Annotated in this window: 23 protein-coding genes; 5 read left to right on the top strand and 18 right to left on the bottom strand. The window is 25.1% G+C overall.

Annotation, left to right across the window (positions count from 1 at the left end; all coding sequences use genetic code 11):
- Positions 1 to 147: 147 nt before the first annotated feature.
- Positions 148 to 1,209: a sensor histidine kinase gene (locus I4U66_RS13015; protein ID WP_092926021.1), complete on the bottom strand. Its 1,062-nt coding sequence runs from the start codon at positions 1,207 to 1,209 to the stop codon at positions 148 to 150.
- Entirely contained in the window at positions 1,199 to 1,894 is a 696-nt protein-coding gene (locus I4U66_RS13010; RefSeq protein ID WP_092926023.1) for a response regulator transcription factor, read from the bottom strand. The genes I4U66_RS13015 and I4U66_RS13010 overlap by 11 nt, the downstream gene beginning before the upstream one ends.
- Before the next feature lie 230 nt (positions 1,895 to 2,124).
- Between I4U66_RS13010 and I4U66_RS13005 the strand changes: the two genes are divergently transcribed.
- On the top strand, positions 2,125 to 4,047 hold the full coding sequence (locus tag I4U66_RS13005; RefSeq protein WP_195929175.1) for an FUSC family protein: 1,923 nt from the start codon (positions 2,125 to 2,127) through the stop codon (positions 4,045 to 4,047).
- Between the two features lie 101 nt (positions 4,048 to 4,148).
- On the opposite strand, the gene I4U66_RS13000 is transcribed toward I4U66_RS13005, so the two are convergent.
- The 3 genes from I4U66_RS13000 to I4U66_RS12990 all read right to left on the bottom strand — a co-directional run bounded on the left by I4U66_RS13000 (position 4,149) and on the right by I4U66_RS12990 (position 7,000).
- Entirely contained in the window at positions 4,149 to 5,483 is a 1,335-nt protein-coding gene (locus I4U66_RS13000) for a ClC family H(+)/Cl(-) exchange transporter (protein WP_195929173.1), read from the bottom strand.
- A 129-nt stretch (positions 5,484 to 5,612) separates the two neighbouring features.
- Complete coding sequence (locus I4U66_RS12995; RefSeq protein ID WP_195237674.1) at positions 5,613 to 5,978, bottom strand: CGGC domain-containing protein; 366 nt, start codon at positions 5,976 to 5,978, stop codon at positions 5,613 to 5,615.
- Between the two features lie 338 nt (positions 5,979 to 6,316).
- A complete protein-coding gene (locus I4U66_RS12990; protein WP_195929171.1) occupies positions 6,317 to 7,000 on the bottom strand; it encodes an MBL fold metallo-hydrolase in 684 nt (227 codons plus the stop codon).
- 228 nt (positions 7,001 to 7,228) lie between these two features.
- On the opposite strand from I4U66_RS12990, the gene I4U66_RS12985 reads away from it, so the two are divergent.
- The gene (locus I4U66_RS12985) at positions 7,229 to 7,624 is read left to right on the top strand and encodes a (deoxy)nucleoside triphosphate pyrophosphohydrolase (RefSeq protein ID WP_195581099.1); all 396 of its coding nucleotides are present in this window, start codon (positions 7,229 to 7,231) and stop codon (positions 7,622 to 7,624) included.
- A 111-nt stretch (positions 7,625 to 7,735) separates the two neighbouring features.
- Here I4U66_RS12985 and I4U66_RS12980 read toward each other — a convergent pair whose 3' ends face one another.
- The 8 genes from I4U66_RS12980 to I4U66_RS12945 all read right to left on the bottom strand — a co-directional run bounded on the left by I4U66_RS12980 (position 7,736) and on the right by I4U66_RS12945 (position 15,989).
- Positions 7,736 to 8,935, bottom strand: a complete 1,200-nt coding sequence (locus I4U66_RS12980; RefSeq protein ID WP_195929169.1) for a S41 family peptidase — start codon at positions 8,933 to 8,935, stop codon at positions 7,736 to 7,738.
- 237 nt (positions 8,936 to 9,172) lie between these two features.
- On the bottom strand, positions 9,173 to 10,018 hold the full coding sequence (locus tag I4U66_RS12975) for a creatininase family protein (protein ID WP_092926037.1): 846 nt from the start codon (positions 10,016 to 10,018) through the stop codon (positions 9,173 to 9,175).
- A gap of 15 nt (positions 10,019 to 10,033) precedes the next feature.
- Positions 10,034 to 11,410 (bottom strand): MFS transporter, encoded by a 1,377-nt coding sequence (locus I4U66_RS12970; protein WP_195929167.1) that lies wholly within the window; start codon positions 11,408 to 11,410, stop codon positions 10,034 to 10,036.
- 191 nt (positions 11,411 to 11,601) lie between these two features.
- Positions 11,602 to 12,516 carry an AraC family transcriptional regulator gene (locus I4U66_RS12965; protein ID WP_195929165.1) on the bottom strand — a complete coding sequence of 305 codons (915 nt, stop codon included), beginning with the start codon at positions 12,514 to 12,516 and terminating at the stop codon, positions 11,602 to 11,604.
- Positions 12,517 to 12,770: 254 nt separating this feature from the next.
- Positions 12,771 to 13,121, bottom strand: coding sequence for a GIY-YIG nuclease family protein (locus I4U66_RS12960; protein ID WP_092926043.1), 351 nt, complete (start codon positions 13,119 to 13,121; stop codon positions 12,771 to 12,773).
- Positions 13,122 to 13,342: 221 nt separating this feature from the next.
- Positions 13,343 to 13,501, bottom strand: a complete 159-nt coding sequence (locus I4U66_RS12955; RefSeq protein WP_176698684.1) for a hypothetical protein — start codon at positions 13,499 to 13,501, stop codon at positions 13,343 to 13,345.
- A gap of 531 nt (positions 13,502 to 14,032) precedes the next feature.
- The gene (locus I4U66_RS12950; RefSeq protein ID WP_195929163.1) at positions 14,033 to 15,451 is read right to left on the bottom strand and encodes a hypothetical protein; all 1,419 of its coding nucleotides are present in this window, start codon (positions 15,449 to 15,451) and stop codon (positions 14,033 to 14,035) included.
- A 1-nt stretch (position 15,452) separates the two neighbouring features.
- A complete protein-coding gene (locus I4U66_RS12945) occupies positions 15,453 to 15,989 on the bottom strand; it encodes a sigma-70 family RNA polymerase sigma factor (RefSeq protein ID WP_195929161.1) in 537 nt (178 codons plus the stop codon).
- A gap of 162 nt (positions 15,990 to 16,151) precedes the next feature.
- On the opposite strand from I4U66_RS12945, the gene I4U66_RS12940 reads away from it, so the two are divergent.
- From I4U66_RS12940 to I4U66_RS12930, 3 genes are all read left to right on the top strand, one after another.
- Positions 16,152 to 16,541: a GntR family transcriptional regulator gene (locus tag I4U66_RS12940; RefSeq protein WP_195929159.1), complete on the top strand. Its 390-nt coding sequence runs from the start codon at positions 16,152 to 16,154 to the stop codon at positions 16,539 to 16,541.
- Positions 16,534 to 17,628 (top strand): DUF5808 domain-containing protein, encoded by a 1,095-nt coding sequence (locus tag I4U66_RS12935; protein ID WP_195929157.1) that lies wholly within the window; start codon positions 16,534 to 16,536, stop codon positions 17,626 to 17,628. Before I4U66_RS12940 ends, I4U66_RS12935 begins: the two co-directional genes overlap by 8 nt.
- Positions 17,629 to 17,808: 180 nt before the next feature.
- Positions 17,809 to 18,717: a CPBP family intramembrane glutamic endopeptidase gene (locus I4U66_RS12930; protein ID WP_092926052.1), complete on the top strand. Its 909-nt coding sequence runs from the start codon at positions 17,809 to 17,811 to the stop codon at positions 18,715 to 18,717.
- Between the two features lie 152 nt (positions 18,718 to 18,869).
- On the opposite strand, the gene I4U66_RS12925 is transcribed toward I4U66_RS12930, so the two are convergent.
- From I4U66_RS12925 to I4U66_RS12905, 5 genes are all read right to left on the bottom strand, one after another.
- A complete protein-coding gene (locus I4U66_RS12925) occupies positions 18,870 to 19,781 on the bottom strand; it encodes a YARHG domain-containing protein (RefSeq protein ID WP_092926054.1) in 912 nt (303 codons plus the stop codon).
- Positions 19,782 to 20,197: 416 nt separating this feature from the next.
- A complete protein-coding gene (locus I4U66_RS12920; RefSeq protein WP_092926056.1) occupies positions 20,198 to 20,737 on the bottom strand; it encodes a hypothetical protein in 540 nt (179 codons plus the stop codon).
- A gap of 10 nt (positions 20,738 to 20,747) precedes the next feature.
- On the bottom strand, positions 20,748 to 21,389 hold the full coding sequence (locus I4U66_RS12915) for an ABC-2 transporter permease (RefSeq protein WP_195929155.1): 642 nt from the start codon (positions 21,387 to 21,389) through the stop codon (positions 20,748 to 20,750).
- A gap of 1 nt (position 21,390) precedes the next feature.
- Positions 21,391 to 22,218, bottom strand: coding sequence for an ABC transporter ATP-binding protein (locus I4U66_RS12910; protein ID WP_166505327.1), 828 nt, complete (start codon positions 22,216 to 22,218; stop codon positions 21,391 to 21,393).
- 1 nt (position 22,219) lies between these two features.
- A complete protein-coding gene (locus I4U66_RS12905) occupies positions 22,220 to 22,594 on the bottom strand; it encodes a GntR family transcriptional regulator (RefSeq protein ID WP_166505326.1) in 375 nt (124 codons plus the stop codon).
- Positions 22,595 to 22,715 lie beyond the last annotated feature (121 nt).

Here is a 22,715-nt window from a genome sequence, read left to right as displayed (position 1 = left end):
TTTATTATCTTATCTACTTAAATATTATCATATAAATATTTTAAAAATCCTCACAGTATTGTGATATTGTTTATATAAATCATAACAATATTGAGATATATAAAATAAAAACACTGTTAATATAACAGTGTTTTTATTTTATATATTTTAATTTTTCATATACACATAAAAGGTTGTTCCTACATCCTTTTTAGATTCTACTTTTATATATCCACTTTGCTTGTTTATAATCTCTCTTGCTAGATAAAGTCCAACCCCAATACCTTCTGTATTAATAACATCATTACTTCTATAAAATCGTTTAAATACATTATTTATCTCAGATTCATTAATTCCAATACCAGTATCTATTATACTTATTTTAGTAAATAGCTCCATTTTATTTAGCTTTATATTTATACTTCCATTATTCTTTGTGTATTTTACTGCATTTTCAACAATATTAAATATTGCCTCACTAGTCCATTTTTTATCATGATAAAGTTCTAGCTTTTCATCAATATCTACACCTATAGATATATTTTTTTCCTCTGCCTTTAAGTATACTCCACTAAGTGCACTTGCAATTGTATCACTTATTCTATATTTTTTAATATTTAATGTTATTATTCCATTTTCTAGTCTAGACATTTTTATAAGTGACTTGACTAACCAATCTAATTTATTAACTTGATGTTGCATGTTTTCTAAAAATATTATCTGTTTATTTCTATCTAGTTCTCTATTTATTAAAGTTTCATTATACATAGAAATATTAGCTATAGGAGTTTTTATTTGATGAGAAATATCAGATATTAAGGATTTTATATTATCTTTTTCCTCTAAATATATTTTATTTTTATTTTCTATAATTCCTATCATATATTTAAATTTATTTTGAATTTTAGATAATAAAGTATCCTTATTAGTTTCTAAAACTATTTCTTTACCCAATATAAAAGCATCTATATTATCTATAATATCATTACTAAATTTAAGAATATTTGATCTTATAATATATATAAATAATATTCCTATTGCCAATGATAAAAATAAAAAACAAAAGCTTATGTTGTTAATTTTTTTAACTACCTCAAAAGAGTTTGGATACATATATATAATACTTTCTGTTTGTTGTCGGATTAAAAGAAGTGCTATTATTGATATTATTATATATATAATAGAAAAGTTTATATAATAGTTACTAAAAATATTTTTACTATTTTTCATTCTTTTCACCAACCCACATATACCCCATTTTATATACAGTTTTTATGTATTTATGATTAGATGATTTATCTTCTATTTTACTTCTTAGTCTATTAATATTTACTGTTAGGGCATGTTCTTCTATGTATTCTTTGTCATTATCCCAGATTGAATCTATCAAGGCTTGTCTTGTAACTATTTGACTTTTGCTCTTTACTAGTTTTTTTAGTATTTTGTATTCTATTGGTGATAGCACAATATTTACTTTATTTTTAGTTACTAACATTTTTTCAAAATTAAATTCAAATTCTCCTTCAACTAAAGTATCTTCATATTTTTCTTTATTACTACAACGTCTAATCAAAGCCCCTACTCTTTGCATTAATATGTTTATACTGAATGGTTTTGTTATATAATCATCAGCCCCTATTTTAAATCCATTTATAATGTCTGATTCCACATCACATGCAGTTAGAAATAGTATCCCTACATTAGAATTTTCTCTAATTTTTTTACAAAATTCAAATCCATTTCCATCAGGTAAGTTTATATCTAGTATTATTAAGTCTATAGTATTACTATTAAAAATATTTTCCCCTTCTTTTAGATTGTATGCAGGTATTACATTAAACCCATCTGCTTGTAGATTAAAGCAGATTCCATTGTTTAACATAATGTCATCTTCTACTATTAGTATATTTCTCATTTTGATTATTCCCCTTTATAAGCTATACATTTTATTATATTACCAAATAATTATATCATTATTTTAAATAATTTTTCAAATTCATATATGCCTTTGTTTGAACTATATCATGTTCAATAAAAACATCATTATATGTTAATGATAAAATTGTAACACTCTAGATTTAAGTATAAAGAATACGGGTATCATTAGTAAGAAATTAAACTTTTAAACTACAAAGGAGCTTTGACATGAATAAGAAAAAAGTAATTTCAACAACTATAATGTTTTTAGTTATAGTAGCTGCTATAATAGGTTTTAAATCTATATTTGGTGAAATTAATACCTTAGTTGGAGTTGCAGGCATTACAGCAGCTCTTTCTTTACTTGGTACTGATTATACAATAACACCAATAAAAAGTACTATATATTTTGTATTTATTGAAGTATTACTTGGGGTTAGTTCATTTTTAGCATCAACTAATGCTTTTTTAGGATTAGTTATAACTTTTGCCATTATATTTTTTATATTATACCAATTTACATATAATACAAAAAAACCTACATATATTGCTTTTACATTAGGTTATTTCTTTATGCTTTATACACCTGTTAGCATCAATGAATTGCCTACTAGATTAGTATCTCTTATATTTTGTGGACTTTTTATAATGACAGTACAAATGATTGCAAATAAAAATAAGTTACAAAAGCAATCTAAAGTTACTATTAAAACGGTAATAGAGTCTATTAATGAAGAAATAGTATTAATGATAAATAATGATAGTATAGAAAGTGTAAATAATTTAAATTCTAAAACTTATGATACACTAAAAGAGCATATATCAGATGTATATAAAAGATTGGATAAAAATATTGAACTTCCAGTTTCATTAATCCAATCATTATTTATATGTCAATTTTTAGAAAGTGTAAACTTAATACTAGATGAAGTTAAAAACAATACAATTAATGAAGAATTTACTTATATCTTAAATAAAATAAACGCATTACTTTGTAATATAGATGAGTTTATAGATAGAAATATAACAGTTGATGATGTTATACTTAAAATAGATGAATTCTTAATTGCTAGTGAAAAATCTAACTCAAAGTACTACAAAATTTATGAATTACAAGGTTGCGTAATTTTATTAAAAGAAGACTTAATACTTTCAAAAGAAAAAAATTCAAAAGAAGTTTGTGAAAAGTATTTCGTATCAAATGCAGTTGATAGATTAAATGATTTAAAAAATAATTTAAATAAGGACTCTCTTAAGTTTACTTTTGCATTTAGAGGTGCATTAATTACTAGTATTGGTGTATTTGTAGTTGCTTTCTTTAATATACCACATGGTAAATGGTTAGTTTTCAGTTTATCATCTATTGTCCAGCCTTATCTTGAATCTGGACAAACTAAAGGTAGGGAAAGAATCTTAGGAACTATAATTGGATTAATTATATTTGAAATTTTATTCTCTATAGTAACAGATAATTCTATGAGAGCTTTTATTATACTTATAGTTGGATATATTAGTAATTACCAAACAGAGTATAAGTATCAAATGATATGCACAACTATTTCGGCTCTAGGAGCAGCATCTATTGGTAATAATATAAATGAGCTATCTATCAGTAGAATATTTTTCGTTCTTTTAGGTACTATAATTGCTCTATATGCAAACAAAGTAATTTTACCATATAAAATGAGTGATGTTACAAAAAACGAAGTTAAAAATTCTTTAAGTTTAAATGAGCAAATACTTGCCAAATTATACAATACAGGATTAGTGAATGGAACTATTAATGACGATTTAAAGGATGTAATTACTCAAAATATACGTCTTAATAAAAAGATATATTTTAATAATAATATTTTGTTATCAGATGATTTAAATGAATTTGTACATAAGCAACATATATTTATTAATAAACTACGTTTCTTAGTAAATAACTTTAAGAAATACACTAATAAAAATTCATCACATAACTTAGTTTTATTTTACGATATAGATATGCTTTTAAATAAGGATATTTCTACAAAAGATATTATAGATTTCTTAAATAATATAGATGATAGATTGAGTAAGTTAATATTAATAAATGTACTTGAGTTAAAAGAAACTATTATAGAATCTAAAGATATATCAAAAGTTATATACAAAACTCTATAATAAAATAAGGTTATTCATTAAACAAAGTGAATTACTATTAAAAGCTAAATAAACTAAAATAAAAAGCCAAGCTTAATGCTTGGCTTTTTTCTATCTAAATATTATTTACTGCTTTCTTTAATTTTATCATAAGCTTTAACTTTATTTTCAAGTAAAGAATCATAAATAGGAGGGCAATTTAATAAATTAGCTACTAAATACGCAACCCCACAGACTACTATAATAGGTCCTAGCTGAGTAAGTGCTCCACTCATTTCAAATACTAATATAAATCCAGTAATAGGAGCTCTGACAACAGATGTAAACATCCCTGCCATTGCTAATAATATAAAGTTATTTAAATATGAAGTATCTATAGCTCCCATTAAAACTAAAACTTTTCCAAATATAATTCCTACTAATCCACCTAATGTTAAAATAGGAAATAGTATACCTCCAGGAGTTCCTGGTGCAAAACTTATAAGTGAGAATATATATTTTCCTATTAATAATATTATAGCTAATTTAATAGTAAGTCCACTAGCTAATATACTATTTATAAGCTTATCCCCACCACCTAAAACTTGAGGTAAAAACATGCCAAATACAATAGCTAACATAAAAGGTATAATCATTTTATATCTTAGTTTTGTATTTATATTTGAATATATGTCTATAGTTTTAAGTAATCCTTTATTATATATAACTCCACTTAACCCAATAATTATTCCAAGTACTATTAAAGATATGTAGTAATTAGCTGGCATATTTAAAACTTTATCAACTATTAAAGTATGTGTTTCTCCAAAAAATATCCATGTAACTAAATCAGAACTTACACAAGCTGCAACAGCTGTTATAAATAGTACTGGCGAAAAACTTTTATGTACTTCTTCTAAGATAAACATAACTCCAGCAAATGGTGCATTAAATGCTGCTGCAAGACCAGCTCCCGCTCCTGTTGAATATAAATATACAAATTCTTTTTTACTTAGTTTAAATCGTCTAGATATAGCATGTGCAAAACTCCCACCTAATTGAATAGATGGACCTTCTATACCAAGAGATAGTCCAGCTCCCATTGCTAGTACACCATTTACAAATTTACTTACTAAAATTTTAAAAGAATGAATTATTTTTAATCTTCCTTTTAAACAGCCTTCAATTTGTGGAATACCACTACCTGATATCATAGGATTTTTCTCAACTGAATATCCAACAATATATCCTATAATAGCAAACACTAGTATTCCCAAAATTACATATTCCAAGTGATTAGCCATAAAATTATATATATTTAAACTAATTTTTTCTGCATATTTGGAGCATAACCTATACAAGGAAACTATAAATCCTACACCTACTCCTATTAAAATACTTTCAAAAACAATTCTTATTTTAAAAGCCTCTGAGCAATTTCCATTATCAGGTATACAACTATTTTCTAAGTTATCCATTTTATCACCTCGTATATAATATTACCCAATTAAATAGCTACATAACTTTTTCTATTTAAATTTTCTAAAAATAGATAATCTTTATTTATTGTATAGTAAAGCCAAGTCTTAAGCTTGGCTTTACTGTAATTATTCACTTTTTAGTATGTTTATATTATTGTTCTTTTTACCTTCTTTTGACCCGTGTGTATATCCAATTACTTCAAAATGTTTAGCAAATTCTTTAGCATACTCTTCATAATGAGAGCATCTCCCTCTTATGCATGTAGATATATGTATTACATCAACTTCTGCTTTTTTTAATTTTTCTATTTTTATATCTAAACTTTCTAATGGCTTTTCATCACAACCATTACAAGTATTAAAAGCAACTAATTTACAATTACCTTCATATCTTTCAAATGAATCTTTACATTCATTAAATGCTCTAAAGCATCCATTAGCGGTACACCTTTGTGAAACATCCCCACAAGTATATATAGCAACTTTTTTCAATTTCTTCCTCCTATGCTTTTTATTTTTACTGTATTTATATATAATTATACATTATTTTGCCTTTTTTTCAAATTAATAGTAAAATTTATTTTTAAATTTAAATTATAAATATATTTTACAACTATATAAATATAAGCAATTATTCTTATAAATTTATACATTTAAAGGATACTACTTAATGAAACTTAGTTATACAAAATTCCATTCGAATACTAAAAATATTATAAGTATAATAAAATAGGGTATCGTATTTCACGATACCCTATTTTATTCTATATGTTTATCATTATATACAGTATAAATTTCTTTTGTAACTATCAATATGTTCTACTTACTTATTACTTGATATCAAATTCTCTATTTATTTCATTAACATGAATAATTCTATCCTTATAATCTTTAGATTCCTCCATTTTAGATAACTTATCTACAAGAGAATAGTCCCCGCAACAATGCATAGGAAAAGCTAATTTAGTATTAGTGTTTCTCATAAATTCATCAAATCCTAAATAAAAGTATTTTCCTTGTCTAGAATCAAGTGGTACAAATGCAATATCAAAGTATCTATCTTTTATCTTTTCTATTTCATGTTTATACATCTTTTCCATCTTTTTATTTTCACTATCAATTTCACCTTCCCAATGCCACCAATTCAAATCACCTGCATGGTAAATAGTTTTACCTTCTACAGTTATTACAAATGCTACTCCTAGATCTGTTGATTTTAAAGTTTCTATTTTTAAGTCATCAATATACACTGTTTCATTTTCTTTTACAAGGTGAATATCTTCTTCTTTTTTAACTTTTATATCATCTGATAATATGTATTTTATATTTTTATACTTTGACCTTAAGTAAAATATTACCGGACTAAAATGGTCACTATGACTATGACTTGCAAAAATATAAAGTTTTTTGTTTTTGTCAAAGTCTGGTAAATTTCCTTCAAAGTAATCAAATAGTAAGATATTTTTTTCAAGCTCTAAACAAAAGCTACTATGATGAATATATGTTATTTTCAATGTTAACACTCCTTTTACTCTATTTATTATATTCTATATTATTTTTACCCTTATTAGGTCATATAAATTATATACTTTTAAATGTTGTATACTTTTTACCATTTTTAGATTTAATTATATTATATATTATTCAATTATTTTCCTATTACAATATCTATACTTATATATTTATAATGTATTAAACATAGAGTATAATAAGTAAATATAAAAAAACTAGAGGTGAAACGAATGAAGAAAAAGGTAAAAGTAGTTGCTGCTATAATAGAAAATGATAATAATGAAATATTATGCGCGCTTAGATCACCACAAATGGTACTTCCAAATATGTGGGAGTTTCCAGGCGGTAAAGTTGAAGAAGGCGAATCATTATATGAAGCTATAGAGCGCGAAATAAAAGAAGAGTTAAAATGTAATGTTAAAGCTATAGATATATTTAATGATATCGATCATGAATATGAAAATTTCATTGTAAATCTTATATGTTTAAAGTGTAAGTTAGTTGAAGGTAATCCAATAGCTTGCGAGCATTCTAAGCTTATATGGTTAAAAAGAGAAAACTTAGATTCTTTAAAGTGGGCTCCTGCTGATGTATCTGCTGTTAATAAATTGATAAAAGAAAGGTAATAAAAATGATAAATAGGATGTAATATACTTGTGTGAAAACAATTTAATTACATCCTATTTATTATTTTTAATAATATTAAGAAGGTAACTTTATTTAACTTTGTTTGTTATTTAATCATTGATATTTTCAAGTTCTAATACCTTTTTTATGCAGTTATCGTCTTTAAAATTCACAGTCCTTTTGCAATCTTTTATTTTAAAATCTGGAGTGGTTTTAAACTCTTCATCACATATTCCATCTTTGTTTAAATACATACCACTTGCCATCCTCGCTATTAAGCCACTGTTTTTTAACTTAAACAACACAGGATCTAGTCCTCCACCATCTCCTCCAGTAGTTTGTCCTATTAATGTTGCAAATTTAGTTCCCTTGCAAAACATAGAAAATGACTCTGATGATGAATATATTTTTCCATCTACAAGCAAGTATATACTGCCTTCAAATTTTAAATTAGGATTAGCTTTTATAGTATAAAACGTATTTTCAAAATCACTAAACTTTTTTAAAGTTTCCTCTGGCGCATTCTTCTTTACATTCATTGGTAGCTTTTCTATAGGTTCTAACTTTATATGTCTTACATCGATATATTTTTTAACGATTTCACTATTATTTCTATAAGTTCTATAGCCATTTACTTTAATATCATTTTTTATAAGCTTAGATACTATTCCTTGCCAATACCTATCGCTTCCTCCTAAATTTCCTCTTATATCAATAATTAAAGCTTTATGTTTTCCTAATGTACTAATATAATCTCCAATCATCTTTAGATCTTTATCTGTAGATCCATTCTTTGATGCCATTGATGGTAAATATATGTATCCAACCTTATCTTTAATTACATCTTTTAAAATTAACTCTTTTTTAAAAAAAATATCCTTTGATATTTTTATTTTAGGCTTTATAGAATTATATCTATCTACCACTTTTTTATCGTCAAGAAAGTCATACCAATTATTATTAGAATATGATTTTTTAAAAAGTTCATATCGTTTTTTATTATCTATTAATTCAGTGTGCCTATTATCTAGGTCAGATAATATAGATGACATTTCTTCTATAAATTCTTCGTCATTTTTAGTATTTTTAATTCTTTTTAGATATTTATCCTTATTTCCTAGCCAATCTATATTGTTACATCTCTTATTTACATCTAGATAAGGATATCCATTTTTGATAGTATTATACACATACTCAAAGTCCTCTACCTTTTCTCTCTTAGAGAGTTGTTCCTTTTTAGGATAAATGCAATTACCTATTGTTATTATAAATATAAAAATAATTGCTAAAAATAATATTTTCTTTTTCATCAAGTTCACATCCTTATTTTTCCAATAACCTTAAACATTGTAACATTACTTTACAAGAAAATCTAGATTACTACATTCTCTATGTATTTAATTTTATACAGATATTTTGTGATATAATTTAAATAATAATCGAGAAGTTCTATCTATATGTTGATAATCGTAAAAAAGGATATAAGTAAATTTTTTAAAATATACTTATATCCTCTATCTTTATAAATATTATATTATTATTTATCTCTATACTCTAGTTCTTGGTAACCACTCTCCATATTTAGGAGCCACTTCTTCATTATAAAATTTATCTAAATCATTCATCATTTTAACTACATTCTCCATATCTATATCATCAACAATTTGTTCTATAAGCTCTATACCACGTTTAGCATATTCTAATCTTTGTTCTGCAGATTCAACTTTAGGAGTTGGCATATGGTCTTTAGGATCTCCAAAATAATATCCTATAGATCCAGATTGATAAGCCATATCAAATAAAGGATTTGCAAAGGCAACTGTTTGCTCTACTTGTTCTGAAAAATCCATTCCTTCGCCTGTGCTAAGTGGTATATCTTCTAATCTTCCCATTATCTCATATGCACCAAATGATATGTAATGAAAATCATTAATGTCTTTAAATACTCCAGATGACTTCTTAAACATCGACATACATAAGTCTAAGTATAGTATTGGCACTTTAGTATCATCAAAGAAATCTCTAACCATCGGGCTACAAGTCATATGTGCTGGTCCATGAAAACTTATATATATCTGTCTTTTAAAACCTTTTGTTAATAAACTTTTAGCTATTTGATATAAATAATCTATTCCAGCCCTTATACTTACTTGAACTGTACCTCTACCTGAAGCCGTAGCTCCTGCATAAAAATATGGTAAATTATTAAGTACTAATCCATTAACTTTTTCTGCCATTTTCAATGCAAAAGCTTCAGAAATTACTGTTTCACAATCTAATGGCATTGCACCGTGCATCTCTACTGTTCCAACTGGAACTATTATAATATCATTTTTATCTAAATATTTTTCAACCTCATAATTTGTTAATCTAGGTAAAAAACGAGTACGCATTTATTATTCTCCCCTTTATCTTCTTTGTTTTAACTCACTATACATTTGCTGGGTTTTTTTATTATTTAAATTAAATATTAAACCTATCCCTATAAGTTCAAGTATACATGTTACAACTATTATACCTGTGCTTAAGTATCTTATATTTTCAGCAAAACCTATTGGTTGAGATGCAGCTCCTGCAACATATCCTATTAACCCTAAGGCATAACTTGCCACTGTTGAAGCTAAAGTTGACCCTATTTTACGAGAAAATGTATATATAGAGTACATTGACCCATCATTACGTTCACCTGTTATCCACTCATGATAATCTAGACAATCTGTTACTAAAGCCCAAATTATAACTGTAAATACACTTTGCCCTATACAGAATATAGTATTTAGAATTAAAAACACATACGGGTTTGGTATCGGTACCAAGAATAAACCTACAGAACCAACTGTATTAAATAAAACTGTATAAAGTATTAAGTTTCTTTTACCAAATTTTTTAGTAAGCGCAGGTATAAATACTACACATAGTATTGTAATTGGTAAAGTTGCAATAGTAGCTATTGTTAATATTTGAGGAGCATTATAATACTCTTTATATAAATATGTACCCATTGAACTATTAGCAGTAATATATAATAATGAACCTACTGTAGCTACCATTACACCAATTAAAGGTCTATTTTTTACTACACTTTTTAAAACCTTAAGATAGTTGAACTTGCTACCTGTATTTTTTTCTTGACTATATCTTTCTGTTGTAAGTGTTAGTAATCCTATATAACAAAGTATAGATAATAATCCAAATACAATAGCAACTTTAAAAAATGCTGATGGTACAACATTTCCACTTTTATCAAATAAAATTTGAGGTAAGGCTGCTAAAGCACCAAATCCAACAATCATTCCTCCAAGAGAGCGAGCACTAGATAATTTAGTTCTTTCAACTGGATCTTGAGTTATTACAGCTGCCATTGATCCATATGGCATAGATGTTCCTGTATAACACATACCGTATAATATGTACGCTACAGATACCCATACATGTTTTGCCGTATCATTAAATGAAGATACATCTGTAAAACATAATACCCCTGATATAGCTAATGGAACTATAAATATCTTTATCCATGGTTTAAACTTGTCTCCTGATTTACCTATTCTCCATCTATCTGGAAAAGATCCCATAATAGGGTCATTTATAGCATCCCATAAACGTGAAACTAAAAATAGTGTTCCCATGTAAAATGGTGATATTCCTAAAACATAAGTACAAAATGTTAAAAAGAATGAATCTACATATAAATTAATAAAACTTCCACCAGTATCACCTAATGTATATCCTATCATATCTTTAAAACCAAACTTTCTTTGACTACTCTCAAGTTTAATCCCCATTATTCTCCCCCTTAAGATATCGTTTTCAAGAATTTTAAAAATGATTTTAATGTATGTAGCAATATGTCGTTATAACTTTATATTAAAATAGTCCCTCCCTCCTGAATGTATTAAGTATTATAAATATAAATAATAACTTAAATATTGCTTCATATACTATATACTAGTATACCGAGAAAACATTTTGAATATTATATTTTGTTGTTAGTATTGGTAATCTTGCTGTTATTGTTTATTTTTTTCATATATTCACTTGGTGTCATATTATTCTCCATTTTAAATGCTCTGTAAAATGTAGCATAATCATTATAACCGCATTTTTCATATATCTTGCTTGGTAATAACCCTTGATGCATTAATTTTTTTGCATTTTCCAACCGTTTATGTGTTATATACTGACCTATTGAAATGCCTAAAAGTTTCTTAAATTCATGAGAAATATAATATTTACTTACAAAAAAGTACTTCTCTAGGTAATCTAATGTTATTTTTTCGTTATAATGTTTATTTATATAATCAACAATATAAGATATTAGAAATCCATTCCCTACCCCATTAGATATGCAGCCAACTTGATTCATACTCATTCTATTAAACTTAGCTAACATTAGCCCTAATATAGAAGTGGCGTATATATCACTTGCATAATCATCACGATAATAATCATCACGATAATACTCATCTACTAACTGATCTAACATAGAAATTATGTATTTGCAATCTGGTGCATTTGGATGTAAATAGTTGCAATAATAAATGGAATTTTTATTAAAACATAAAGATAGGTCACTTTTCATTGTCGATATTTTTTCCATATAAGACTTACTTATCCATAAAACCATACGCTCATATGTATTCTTAGTATCTAAAAATATAGGTCCATGCTCCTCGCCTGGAGAAATTAATATAACGTCACCATGCCTTAGTTTGTACTCTAAGTCATTAACTCTATACTTAATATTACCAGATAAGAAAACACATACTTCATAAAAATCATGTATATGTATTGGAATTTCATTTTTGACTATATCTTTATAATAGAAAATTTCAAAATCTTTACTATTCATGTTCTGGTTATATTTGAAAATATTAACCTTTGACTTCAATATGCTCCCCCCTAAAGTTGTAACTTCTATCTATTTATAATTATTATATTCTTAAAATTAACTAGATTCAAATAATAATTATAAATAAAAAAGACATGTTTCAATATTTAATCGAATAAAGATCTTTTTTATTTTTGCCATTGGTACATGACTGAGAATCTAAATTTTCTTGAATTAGTTGATTAATTTAATTATACCATAACTCAAAATTTTAATATTTCTCATCGCTTTTGAGTCAGCTTAAATTCTACTTTCTATATTTCCTCTACATTTTCATTGATAAATTTATCTTTACACATTTCTCTTAATATTTTTAGCTCTTCACTATAATCAACTTTACCTTCATCCTTATCATAAGGAAGTATCTCTACTATCTTTATTTCAAAGTTCTCTTCTTTATTTTCATTCCAATCTTTTTGAAGTTTTTTACATCTATGATTGTTTAAATTTAATTTAAATCTATCACCATTTATTGTTGCTTTTATATTTTTGTCACAACCTAAATAAACAGTATTTGTGTTTATAGACTTAAACATATATACCCCCATCTCTGGTTTCATTTCTTTGTATTGTTGTATTAATTCTTTTTTTCTTGATCTATCCATAACTTATCTCCTATATATTCCGTAATAACTTGCTTTACAAAATGTTACTACCTAATATCATTGTAAACGCATATACAATTTTATGGTAATTTGTTTTTCTATGCAATAAACAATCCGTAGAGTTAAACTCTATATAGCGCTTATTATATATAATAATAAATTCCTATACTACGATAATACTTTTTTGGATTTCAATGATGACGTCGAATCTTGCAAAGACTTTATATAAAATAATTTAATCCTACTAGGTAATTACTACACATTTTTATTGTTCTACCTACTACAGCTTCATCTAATTCTATTAATCTTTTAAAACCTAATTCTCTACCTATTATAATTGGTCTCTTATTTAGGTGTTTATAGTTTACAATTTCAAACATTATGTTAACATTATTTTTACTCTTTTATACTTTTTTATTATCCCTTCATAGTATACTTCACCATAACATTTTACTTTATTTAAATTATTAATTCTCTATATAACATTTTTTTGATACTCGTCAAAGCTTTATATGATAAGTATATATAGGCGTAGGAAGTAAAATAAAAATATTAAGAAAGCAAGTGTTGAATATATAAAAAGTTCACTTGAAGTATATACTTATAATTGTAAATAAACTTATAGTAATACTGTCTCTTTATTATACTGAGTCTAATAAATCCATAGATACAATTTACCAAATATATAATGGAGTTGATAAAATAATTCTATCATGTTATCCTCATAAATACAGTAAATACTATAAAAATTTGCGCATTTAAAAACAAGTGCAAGTGATATTGATTTATGTTTAAATAATTAATATAAATTTCCCAAGAAATATTTTCTGAATATTTTTGTAACTATACTTATTTAATCCAAAAAGACAGGGTATATACCCCGTCTTATTATAATTCATAGAGTTATTTTTCTAATCAATTAACTTTATTACCCAAGGTCCATTTACTGTATAATCAGATGGTGACATATTAAATTCCGTACCTCTGGGTTTATTTGTACCTTTATTACTCATATATATATCAATATTTCCATACATCCCATCTTTTATGGCATCTTGTGATGAACTAACAAAATTAGATTTAAATCCACCCAATATACTCGGTATAGGATCTATACTTATATAATTTAGCTTCACATTATTATCTTTGTTATCTGGATAAGCAATCTTTATATTATAAACATCTTCTTTGTTTAGTATTTTCCTTTCTACACTTTCGATTATTACTTTGCTGTTTTTAAATGTTAACTCATTATTTTTATCTTTGATATCTATAGTTTTATAAATTTCTAACTTCTCATTAACTTTTAGCTTCGGTAATTTTACCTTTGTACTTTTAAGCTTTTGTCCCTCTCTATTAATACCTATATCAATACTACTTACTTCTATCTTATAAGGCTTTTCTAATTCTTTAGTATTAAATTTAAATCTATTGTTACTAATACCTTCTAGTACATATTCTCCCTCTATCTTATTCCCATTAGAATCTATTAAATATATTCCACTACCTATATTTTCATTTACATCATTCCCATAGTTATCTACTTCAAAATGCATGTTTTCATTTTTAGGTATCGCCATAAAATCTATATATAAATTATCATTTTCCTGAGTAGTTAAAGCACTTAGTGTTATATCATTTTTAGTATCTTTGGGGATATTTTTATTATATTCTTCAACTGATTTTGCTTCTATTAAGTCTATATCAAATTCAACTTTAGTTATATTATTATTTTTATCTTTTAATTTTATTATGTACTTAACCTTATCATTTTTATTGTACTTATTATTAATATATGTTCCTGTATGCTTTGTCCAAGTATTTTCATCTAATTTTGTATAAGTATCCTTCATTATATCTTTGTTATTTACTATTAACTCACTTTTAATATATTCAAATCCTTTTATATTTTTTGCAGTTTCATTTATTATTATATTTTCGTCTTTTGTATCTATATAAAAGCTATCTATTGTTATATTTCCATCACCTACTTTTTTAGTTATAGGTTCTTTTAGGATATATACAGCTTCTTCACTTTTTATTATTTTTCCACTAGAAATATCATACTTATATAGATGGTCTACTAATGCTCTTATTGTAGGAGTTCCTATTATTAATATTAATGATATAGATGCTACTAGAGTTCTTATTTTTTTATTTTTGTATTTTTTTAAATTGGATTTTCCTATTTTATCATAGGTTTTTTTCTTTATATTTTCTATATCTTTTTTATCTAATTTTATATCTTCATTGAAATCATCAAATTTAAAGTCTAATTTATCTATATTCTCAATACATTCAATTAGTTTTTGTGTATACTTATCTTTCATATTAATACCTCCTCTCTAGCATTTCTTTTATTTGTAATCTACATCTGTATAATCTATTTTCTACTGATGCCCTCGTGGTTTTGTATTTATTAGCTATGTCATCAGTCTTATAATACATAAAATATTTAAGATAAAAGTAAGTTTTATCAGGTTCTTTAAAACTATTTATAACTTTTACAATTTCTTCACTACTTTCTCTATCAAGAACTATATGTTCTATACTTATATCATTTGATATATCCTTCTCTAAATTGTTATGTAACTTGCTTTTTTCCAATCTTCTTTTATAGTCTAATGCTAAGTATTTAGTTTTCATATATATAAATTTGCTAAAATCTCCTCTCTTTTCATCAAATTCATTTATACTTTCCCACACCTTATAAAATACATCACTTACGCATTCTTCCATTTCCTCTTTACCATAAAAGCCTATTATTTTATTTACTAAAAAATAAACCTTACTACTATAGGTATTAATTATATAATCTAGACCTTTTGGGTCTTTTCTTTTTATTTTCTTAATCATTCTTTTTTCCATATATATCCTCCCCTATATACTATATACTACGTCTAATATTTTTAAAATCTCTTAAACTTTTTCAATAAATTGTATTAAATAAATTTATTTTAGTTGTAACATTCCACCTATCTGTTATATAATATATATAACAGATAGAATTTATAGATTAGGAGGTACAATATGCTTTTAGATTTAGATTTTAATAGCGAGATTCCTATATACACCCAAATAAGGGAACAAATAATAAAATCGATTGCTAGTGGTGATTTAAAAATAAATGAATCACTTCCATCTGTCAGAAATATGGCTAGTGAAATTGGGGTTAATCTACACACAGTAAACAAAGCATATAATTTACTAAAAGATGAGGGTTACATAAATATAGATAGAAGAAAAGGAGCTGTTGTAAATTCCCTTCCTCTACAGAAAAATGATACTAATGATAAAAATATAAAGTCAAATTTAGATTTATTAGTAGCACAAAGTTATCTTTTAGGTATCCCTCGTGAGGAATTTTTAGAGTATAGTATCAAATTATTTGATAAATATGAGGTGAACGACTATGAATAATACTTTAGCTTTAATTATTAATTTACCTATTTTAGCATTAGTATATATACTTACTTATTTTACACAAGCTTTAAGTGGTAAAAGACAATTTTATGGAGTTAGCTTAAATAGTGATTATTTTACTAAAGATGAATTTAAGAGATTAGATAAGAGATTTAAAAGTTTATTGACTCTTGGATTTATATCATCCGTTTTACTTTGCTTATTTATGATATATGTTCTTAAAAACTATGTAGGATCTTCTATAGTTCCAATACTAGGATTTGCTATATATGAATTTGTCATATATATAGATGTCTACAACAAAGTAAAGGCTTTAAAAGGAAAGTTAACATCAACTGTTGATGATATAGAATTAGAAAGAACTAATATTATATTAGATACTGATTTCTTAAATGAAAAAAATAGAATCATAAAAAGATACTCTATATTATACACTATACCTATGATTATAGTTTTTATTGTTGGTATTTATGCTTTAACTAAATACAACTCTATGCCTGATATAATTCCTATCCACTGGGGATTTAATGGAAAGGCTGATGATTTTACTGAAAAATCATTTATGAGTGTATTTGGAATGATAAGTATGCAAGTTGGTATATCAATTATAATATATATCTCAGCTGTCTATTCTTTAAAATCTCGTGCAAAGCTGTCTAGCAAAGATTTTGAAAATAGTAAAAAAGCAAACCTTAGGTTTTTAAATCAGAGTGGTATAGCATTTTTAATATTAAATGTCCTTACTCAAATTTTATTTATAAATATGATAATAGCTATAGCTCACTCTGGTGATATAAATCAAGCTATAATGATAGTTTGTACTATATTAATTATACTATCATCTATATACTTAACTTATATATACTATAAATCGCCAATTAAATCTAAGGACGCCGTATATTCTATTGATGATGAAGATGATTTATGGATATGGGGGACTTTTTACAATAATCCTAATGACCCATCATTATTTGTCAATAAAAGATTTGGTGTTGGATGGACTATTAATATAGGGCATTTAAAAGGAAAATTATTCTTTATACTACCATTTGTTATAATATTAATTGCACTACTTTCAGTATAACTAATAGCTTTAAGGATATATTATATCCTTAAAGCTTAAACTCTAATGCTTTTCATAATTAACAATTCACTAAAATAATTTATAAAATTAGCATAATTTAATATAACTATATAATAAAACTTATAAGCTATCATCACTTAATAAAATTTACAAAACAATAATTATAAAGGGGTTTTTAAAATGAAAAAGGTAAACATATTTTTATTAATAACTTTTTTTCTAACTTGGTCAATAACATTTATAATATTTAAAAGTGGGGGGCTAACTGGACCTTTTGCATCTATCGGTCTGATACTTTGCATGATGATGCCTGCCTTATCTGTATTGATTACAACTTTAATTACAAAATCTAGTTTTAAAGAAATTTGGATAAAGCCAAACTTCAAAAAAAATATAAAGTACTACTTTATAGGATATTTTTCACCTGTAATTTTAATTATACTAGGTTCAGCTTTATACTTTATAATCTTTCCATCTCATCTTGATTTAAGCATGAATAATGGAGTGGAAAATCTTAAGCTTCAGTTACAATCACTAAGTCAAGCACTTCCAAGTGATTTAGAGCTTAAATCTGCTATGATTATCCAATTATTTGTTAGTATTTTTTTATCACCTATATTAAACTTTATCCCTTGTCTTGGAGAAGAGTTAGGTTGGAGAGGATATTTGTTACCTAAATTAATAGAAAATAATAGTTACTTTAAATCTAGTTTAATAGCTGGTGTTATTTGGGGTATATGGCACGCGCCTATGATAGCTATGGGACATAACTATGGTGTAGGATATATTGGTGCTCCATTTATAGGAATATTTGCTATGGTTGTATTTTGCATAATGACTGGTGCTATATTTAATTATATAACTATAAAAACTAAAAGCTGTATTCCAGCTACTTTTGCTCATGGTAGTTTAAATGGTTTTGCATCAGCGGGCGTTATATTCTTATCTATACCTAATCCTAATATGTTTATAGGTCCCGCTCCTGTTGGCATTATTGGAGGGTTCTTCTTTATAGTAGTTGGTGCTATATGTTTATTAAAAACTAAGAAATTAGATGAAGAAAATATAGAAACTAAAACAAAAGCTTAGTTTATAAGTTTATAATAAAAGAGTAAGTTAAGTTATATAATAAATAACCTAGCTTACTCTTTATATTTATATTAAATATTTTATTTCTTATATGAAAATATAAATATTTGTAATAAATAGTTCTACTATTAAGTAATAATTAACTATATTTTTTATTCTAAACTTTTTATAAGTTCTATATTATACCTTTCTATATCATTTAAATCTTCTATATTTCCAGAAAAAGTACTATCTGGGTAATACCAAGGCATAGAGTTAAAATAGTTATTGTATACATCATTTTTAAATATATATCCATACCTTGCAAATATCTCATTCCTTATATATCCAAGCTGACTTTTATTATAATTTAATAATTCTTCCTTACTTAAGTATCTTATATGACTATCAGGTATTATAAAATAACTCTCATCATTTCCATAAGTGCTATCATAATTATAGGCAAAATGATTATTTTCTACTATATATACAGTTTCTTTTTCTTTAGTTTCTTCTTTAGCCTTAGCCAGCTTTTCTTCTTTTTCTCTTTCACTCGCTTCATTTTCTATAGCTACTAAGTCTTCATAGTACTCAAAAGTTTCTATATCATAATTATAATCTTTAGCTAGATCTAAATACTTTCTTGTAGTTTTGTAATTTTCTTTATTAAAATTTTGCTTAGCTTTTTGAATGTATAAATTGAGATACATGTTATTTAAGTCATCTTTTTTAACTATACCTTTTAACTTACTAAGTTCCATTTCTGAATTTTCACTTTCCTCTATTTTACTTTTTAGCTTTTGTACTACTTCATCAGAATATTTTGCATCTAGGGCTTTTATGTAGTAGTTTATAGCTTTACTTTGATTTTCACTATCACCCTTTTTTATATAATAACTTTGTACTATATTATCTTTTAGTGAAAATACTACTAAAGCTATTACTACTAGTATAAATACTACTATCATTATTATGTTTTTTAGATTGTTTTTCTTAAGATCATCTTTTAAAGTGTCATATCCACATTTATTGCAAAATCTTTGGTCTTTATCTAAATGATTATTACAATTTTTACAAGTTTTCATATTCCCTCCTATATAATTTACTTTGTAAGTACACTATATCCCTTTATATTTATATGATGTTTATTATACATTATTGCTTGTCAGCACTATCTTTGATTTTTCTATTGATTTCTTGATAGTTGAAGTTATATATATTTTTTTCCTAGAGAATAAAAAATAGCTATCTATACAGATAGCTATTTTAAGCAATATAATAAGTCATTATGAAACAACTAAAGCAAATTTTATTAAATATTTTTATTTATATATATTTTCAAAGCTTTTATTCCTAAAAATAATGCATATATAAGCATTATCCATAAAATCAAACATATAATCATAGGTATAATACCAATAAGTATCATAGCAAAGTTATTCATAAAAACACCAGCCTTTTAAATTTTAAATACTTTTTATTAGTATAACCTACTCTTTTTTTAATACTCCTCTAAGAATAAAGTTTTACTTCCACCTTCACTACCATTTCCTATCATAAGTGAGTTTGATGAAGTTCTAAACTTATAAAAACTTACGTTATAATTTATTATAGGGTGTTTTATATCAAATACTTTTTCATCTAAACTAAGTCCCTTTGGTATTTTAAATACTATATCTTTACTTTTTCCTGGGTCTATCCCCATCTTATAACCTTCTTCAAACCTATCTTCTTCACGACCTACAATTCTTACATCACTCGGACTTATTCCTCCAAATTCTTCCATAAACTTTTCTGTATGGTCAAAAGAAAGATCCATATCATATAAACTAGCTATATCTTTTGAATTATTAGTTATCTTTATAGTTAAAATATGGCTATATTTATCTTCTTTATAATTTTTAAATTCTATTTTTATTCTTTCTTCAAACTCATCATAAGAGTAATCATTTATATCCTTAACATAAAATACACTAAATCCTATTAAAACTATTATAGGTATTAATACTATAGTACTTACTTTTATAAACTTTTTATTCATATTGTCCCCCTTAAAGTGCTACTTCTTTTTTATTGTATATTTTAGTAGATATATACATAGATATTATGTAAATAACTACGCAAATACCACTTATAATAAGTAGCTTAGGATCACTTATAATTGAATTTTCTTGTCCCTCTATATGTATATCAGCTCTTGGCTTTAGTGTTATATATAAACTAAATACAAGTATAATACCCATTACTAAATTTATAGGTATATAAGATTTTTTGTATCCATATTTAAACATTATAGGAAATGATACAGATACTAGTATAAGTAATATATTTAAAGTACTTAACATTGTTTGAGTATTCATTAAGTCTGCATAAAATATATGCTTTAATATTTTTGAATAAAAATAAGTAAATAATATAGATAATACTATAATTAATGTAGATACTATATATTTACTATACACTATATCTTCTTTATCTATTGGCATACTATTAAAAAAATAATCACATTTATTAGATTCATCTAAATAAAAGCTTCTAAATATAAACATATAACTTAAAAATAATGGAATTGCTACACTAGATAATCCCATTAATATAGATGAAAATATAAAAAGCCCTACTACTAACTTTATAATAGTTTTAAAATCTGTCATAAAACATGCCCTTAAATCTGTTTTTATAATATTAATCATTTTAATCTCTCCCCATAAAATATATAATATCTTCTATAGTTGCTATACTTATATTATTAGTAGTTTCGTATCCACTTTCTATAAATAGCCCCTGACTGTAGTAATTTTTGTCTTCTCTTTTTATAAAATTTATATTACTATCATCTAATTCTTTTTTACTTCCTTTTATTACCTTGTAGTTTTCTTTTATATATTCACTACTTTCACTTAATACTAATTTCCCATTTTTTATAAGTGTTATATAATCTGCACATTGTTCTAAATCAGTTAATATATGTGTCGAAAATATAGCACATTTATCTCCGCTTTCCAATTCCTCTTGAATTATACTTATCATTTCTTTTCTAAATATAGGGTCAAGTCCACTACTTGGCTCGTCAAGTACTAGTAACTTAGCATTATGACTTAGTGCATTTGCTAGCATTAATTTTATACTTTGCCCTTTTGATAAGTTTTTTATTTTAGTGTCTTTATCTATTTTAAATTTTTCTAAATAATTATCAAATTTGTTATTTTCAAAGTTTTTGTAAAAACTTTTAACTATATTTTTAAATTCTTTAACCTTAAGATGTTCGTAAAAATATAATTCATCATATACAAATCCTACTTCTTCTTTAAATTTTTTAGAAATTTTATTTATATCTTCTCCCATATAATATATATTTCCACTATCCACATTAAGTAAATTCATTATTAATTTTATAATAGTAGTTTTTCCACTACCATTATGACCAATAAGTCCCATAATATATCCCTCTTTTAATTCAAAAGATATATCTTCCAACTTAAATTTATCAAAGTCTTTACTTACCTTTTCTAGTCTTAACATATTACTCCCCCTCGTATAGACTCTCTAATATTTCTATTAATTCACTTTTTGATAAACCCATCATTTTAGATAGATTTATAGATTCTTCTAACTTTTCTTCTATCTCTCTCATTTTAGCTTCATATACTAGTTCTTTATTAAAAGAAGATACGTAACAACCTTTTCCCGGTACGGTGTTTATAAGTCCTAGTTTTTCTAATTCTTCATAAGCTCTTTTAGTAGTTATAAAACTTATACCTAAATCTTTAGCTAATGCTCTTATAGATGGTAGAGCTTTTCCTTCTTCTAAAGTACCACTTAATATGTTCTTCTTTATATGATTTACTATTTGCATATATATGGGTAAATCAGAAGCATTTGAAATTATTATGTTCATTTTATCTCCTTTCTGTATAATATGTATATACTGTATATATACATATTATACAGTTAGTTTGTTCTTAGTCAATAAATTTTAAATAAATATTATTTATAAATCTATATATTTTAAGATTTAA

It is taken from the genome of Romboutsia sp. D33t1_170424_H2, from assembly GCF_015669105.1.
In the GTDB taxonomy this organism is placed as follows: domain Bacteria; phylum Bacillota; class Clostridia; order Peptostreptococcales; family Peptostreptococcaceae; genus Romboutsia_C; species Romboutsia_C hominis.
The sequence above is the reverse complement of the archived record's forward strand: the minus strand, read 5'-3'. Positions and strand labels throughout refer to the sequence as shown.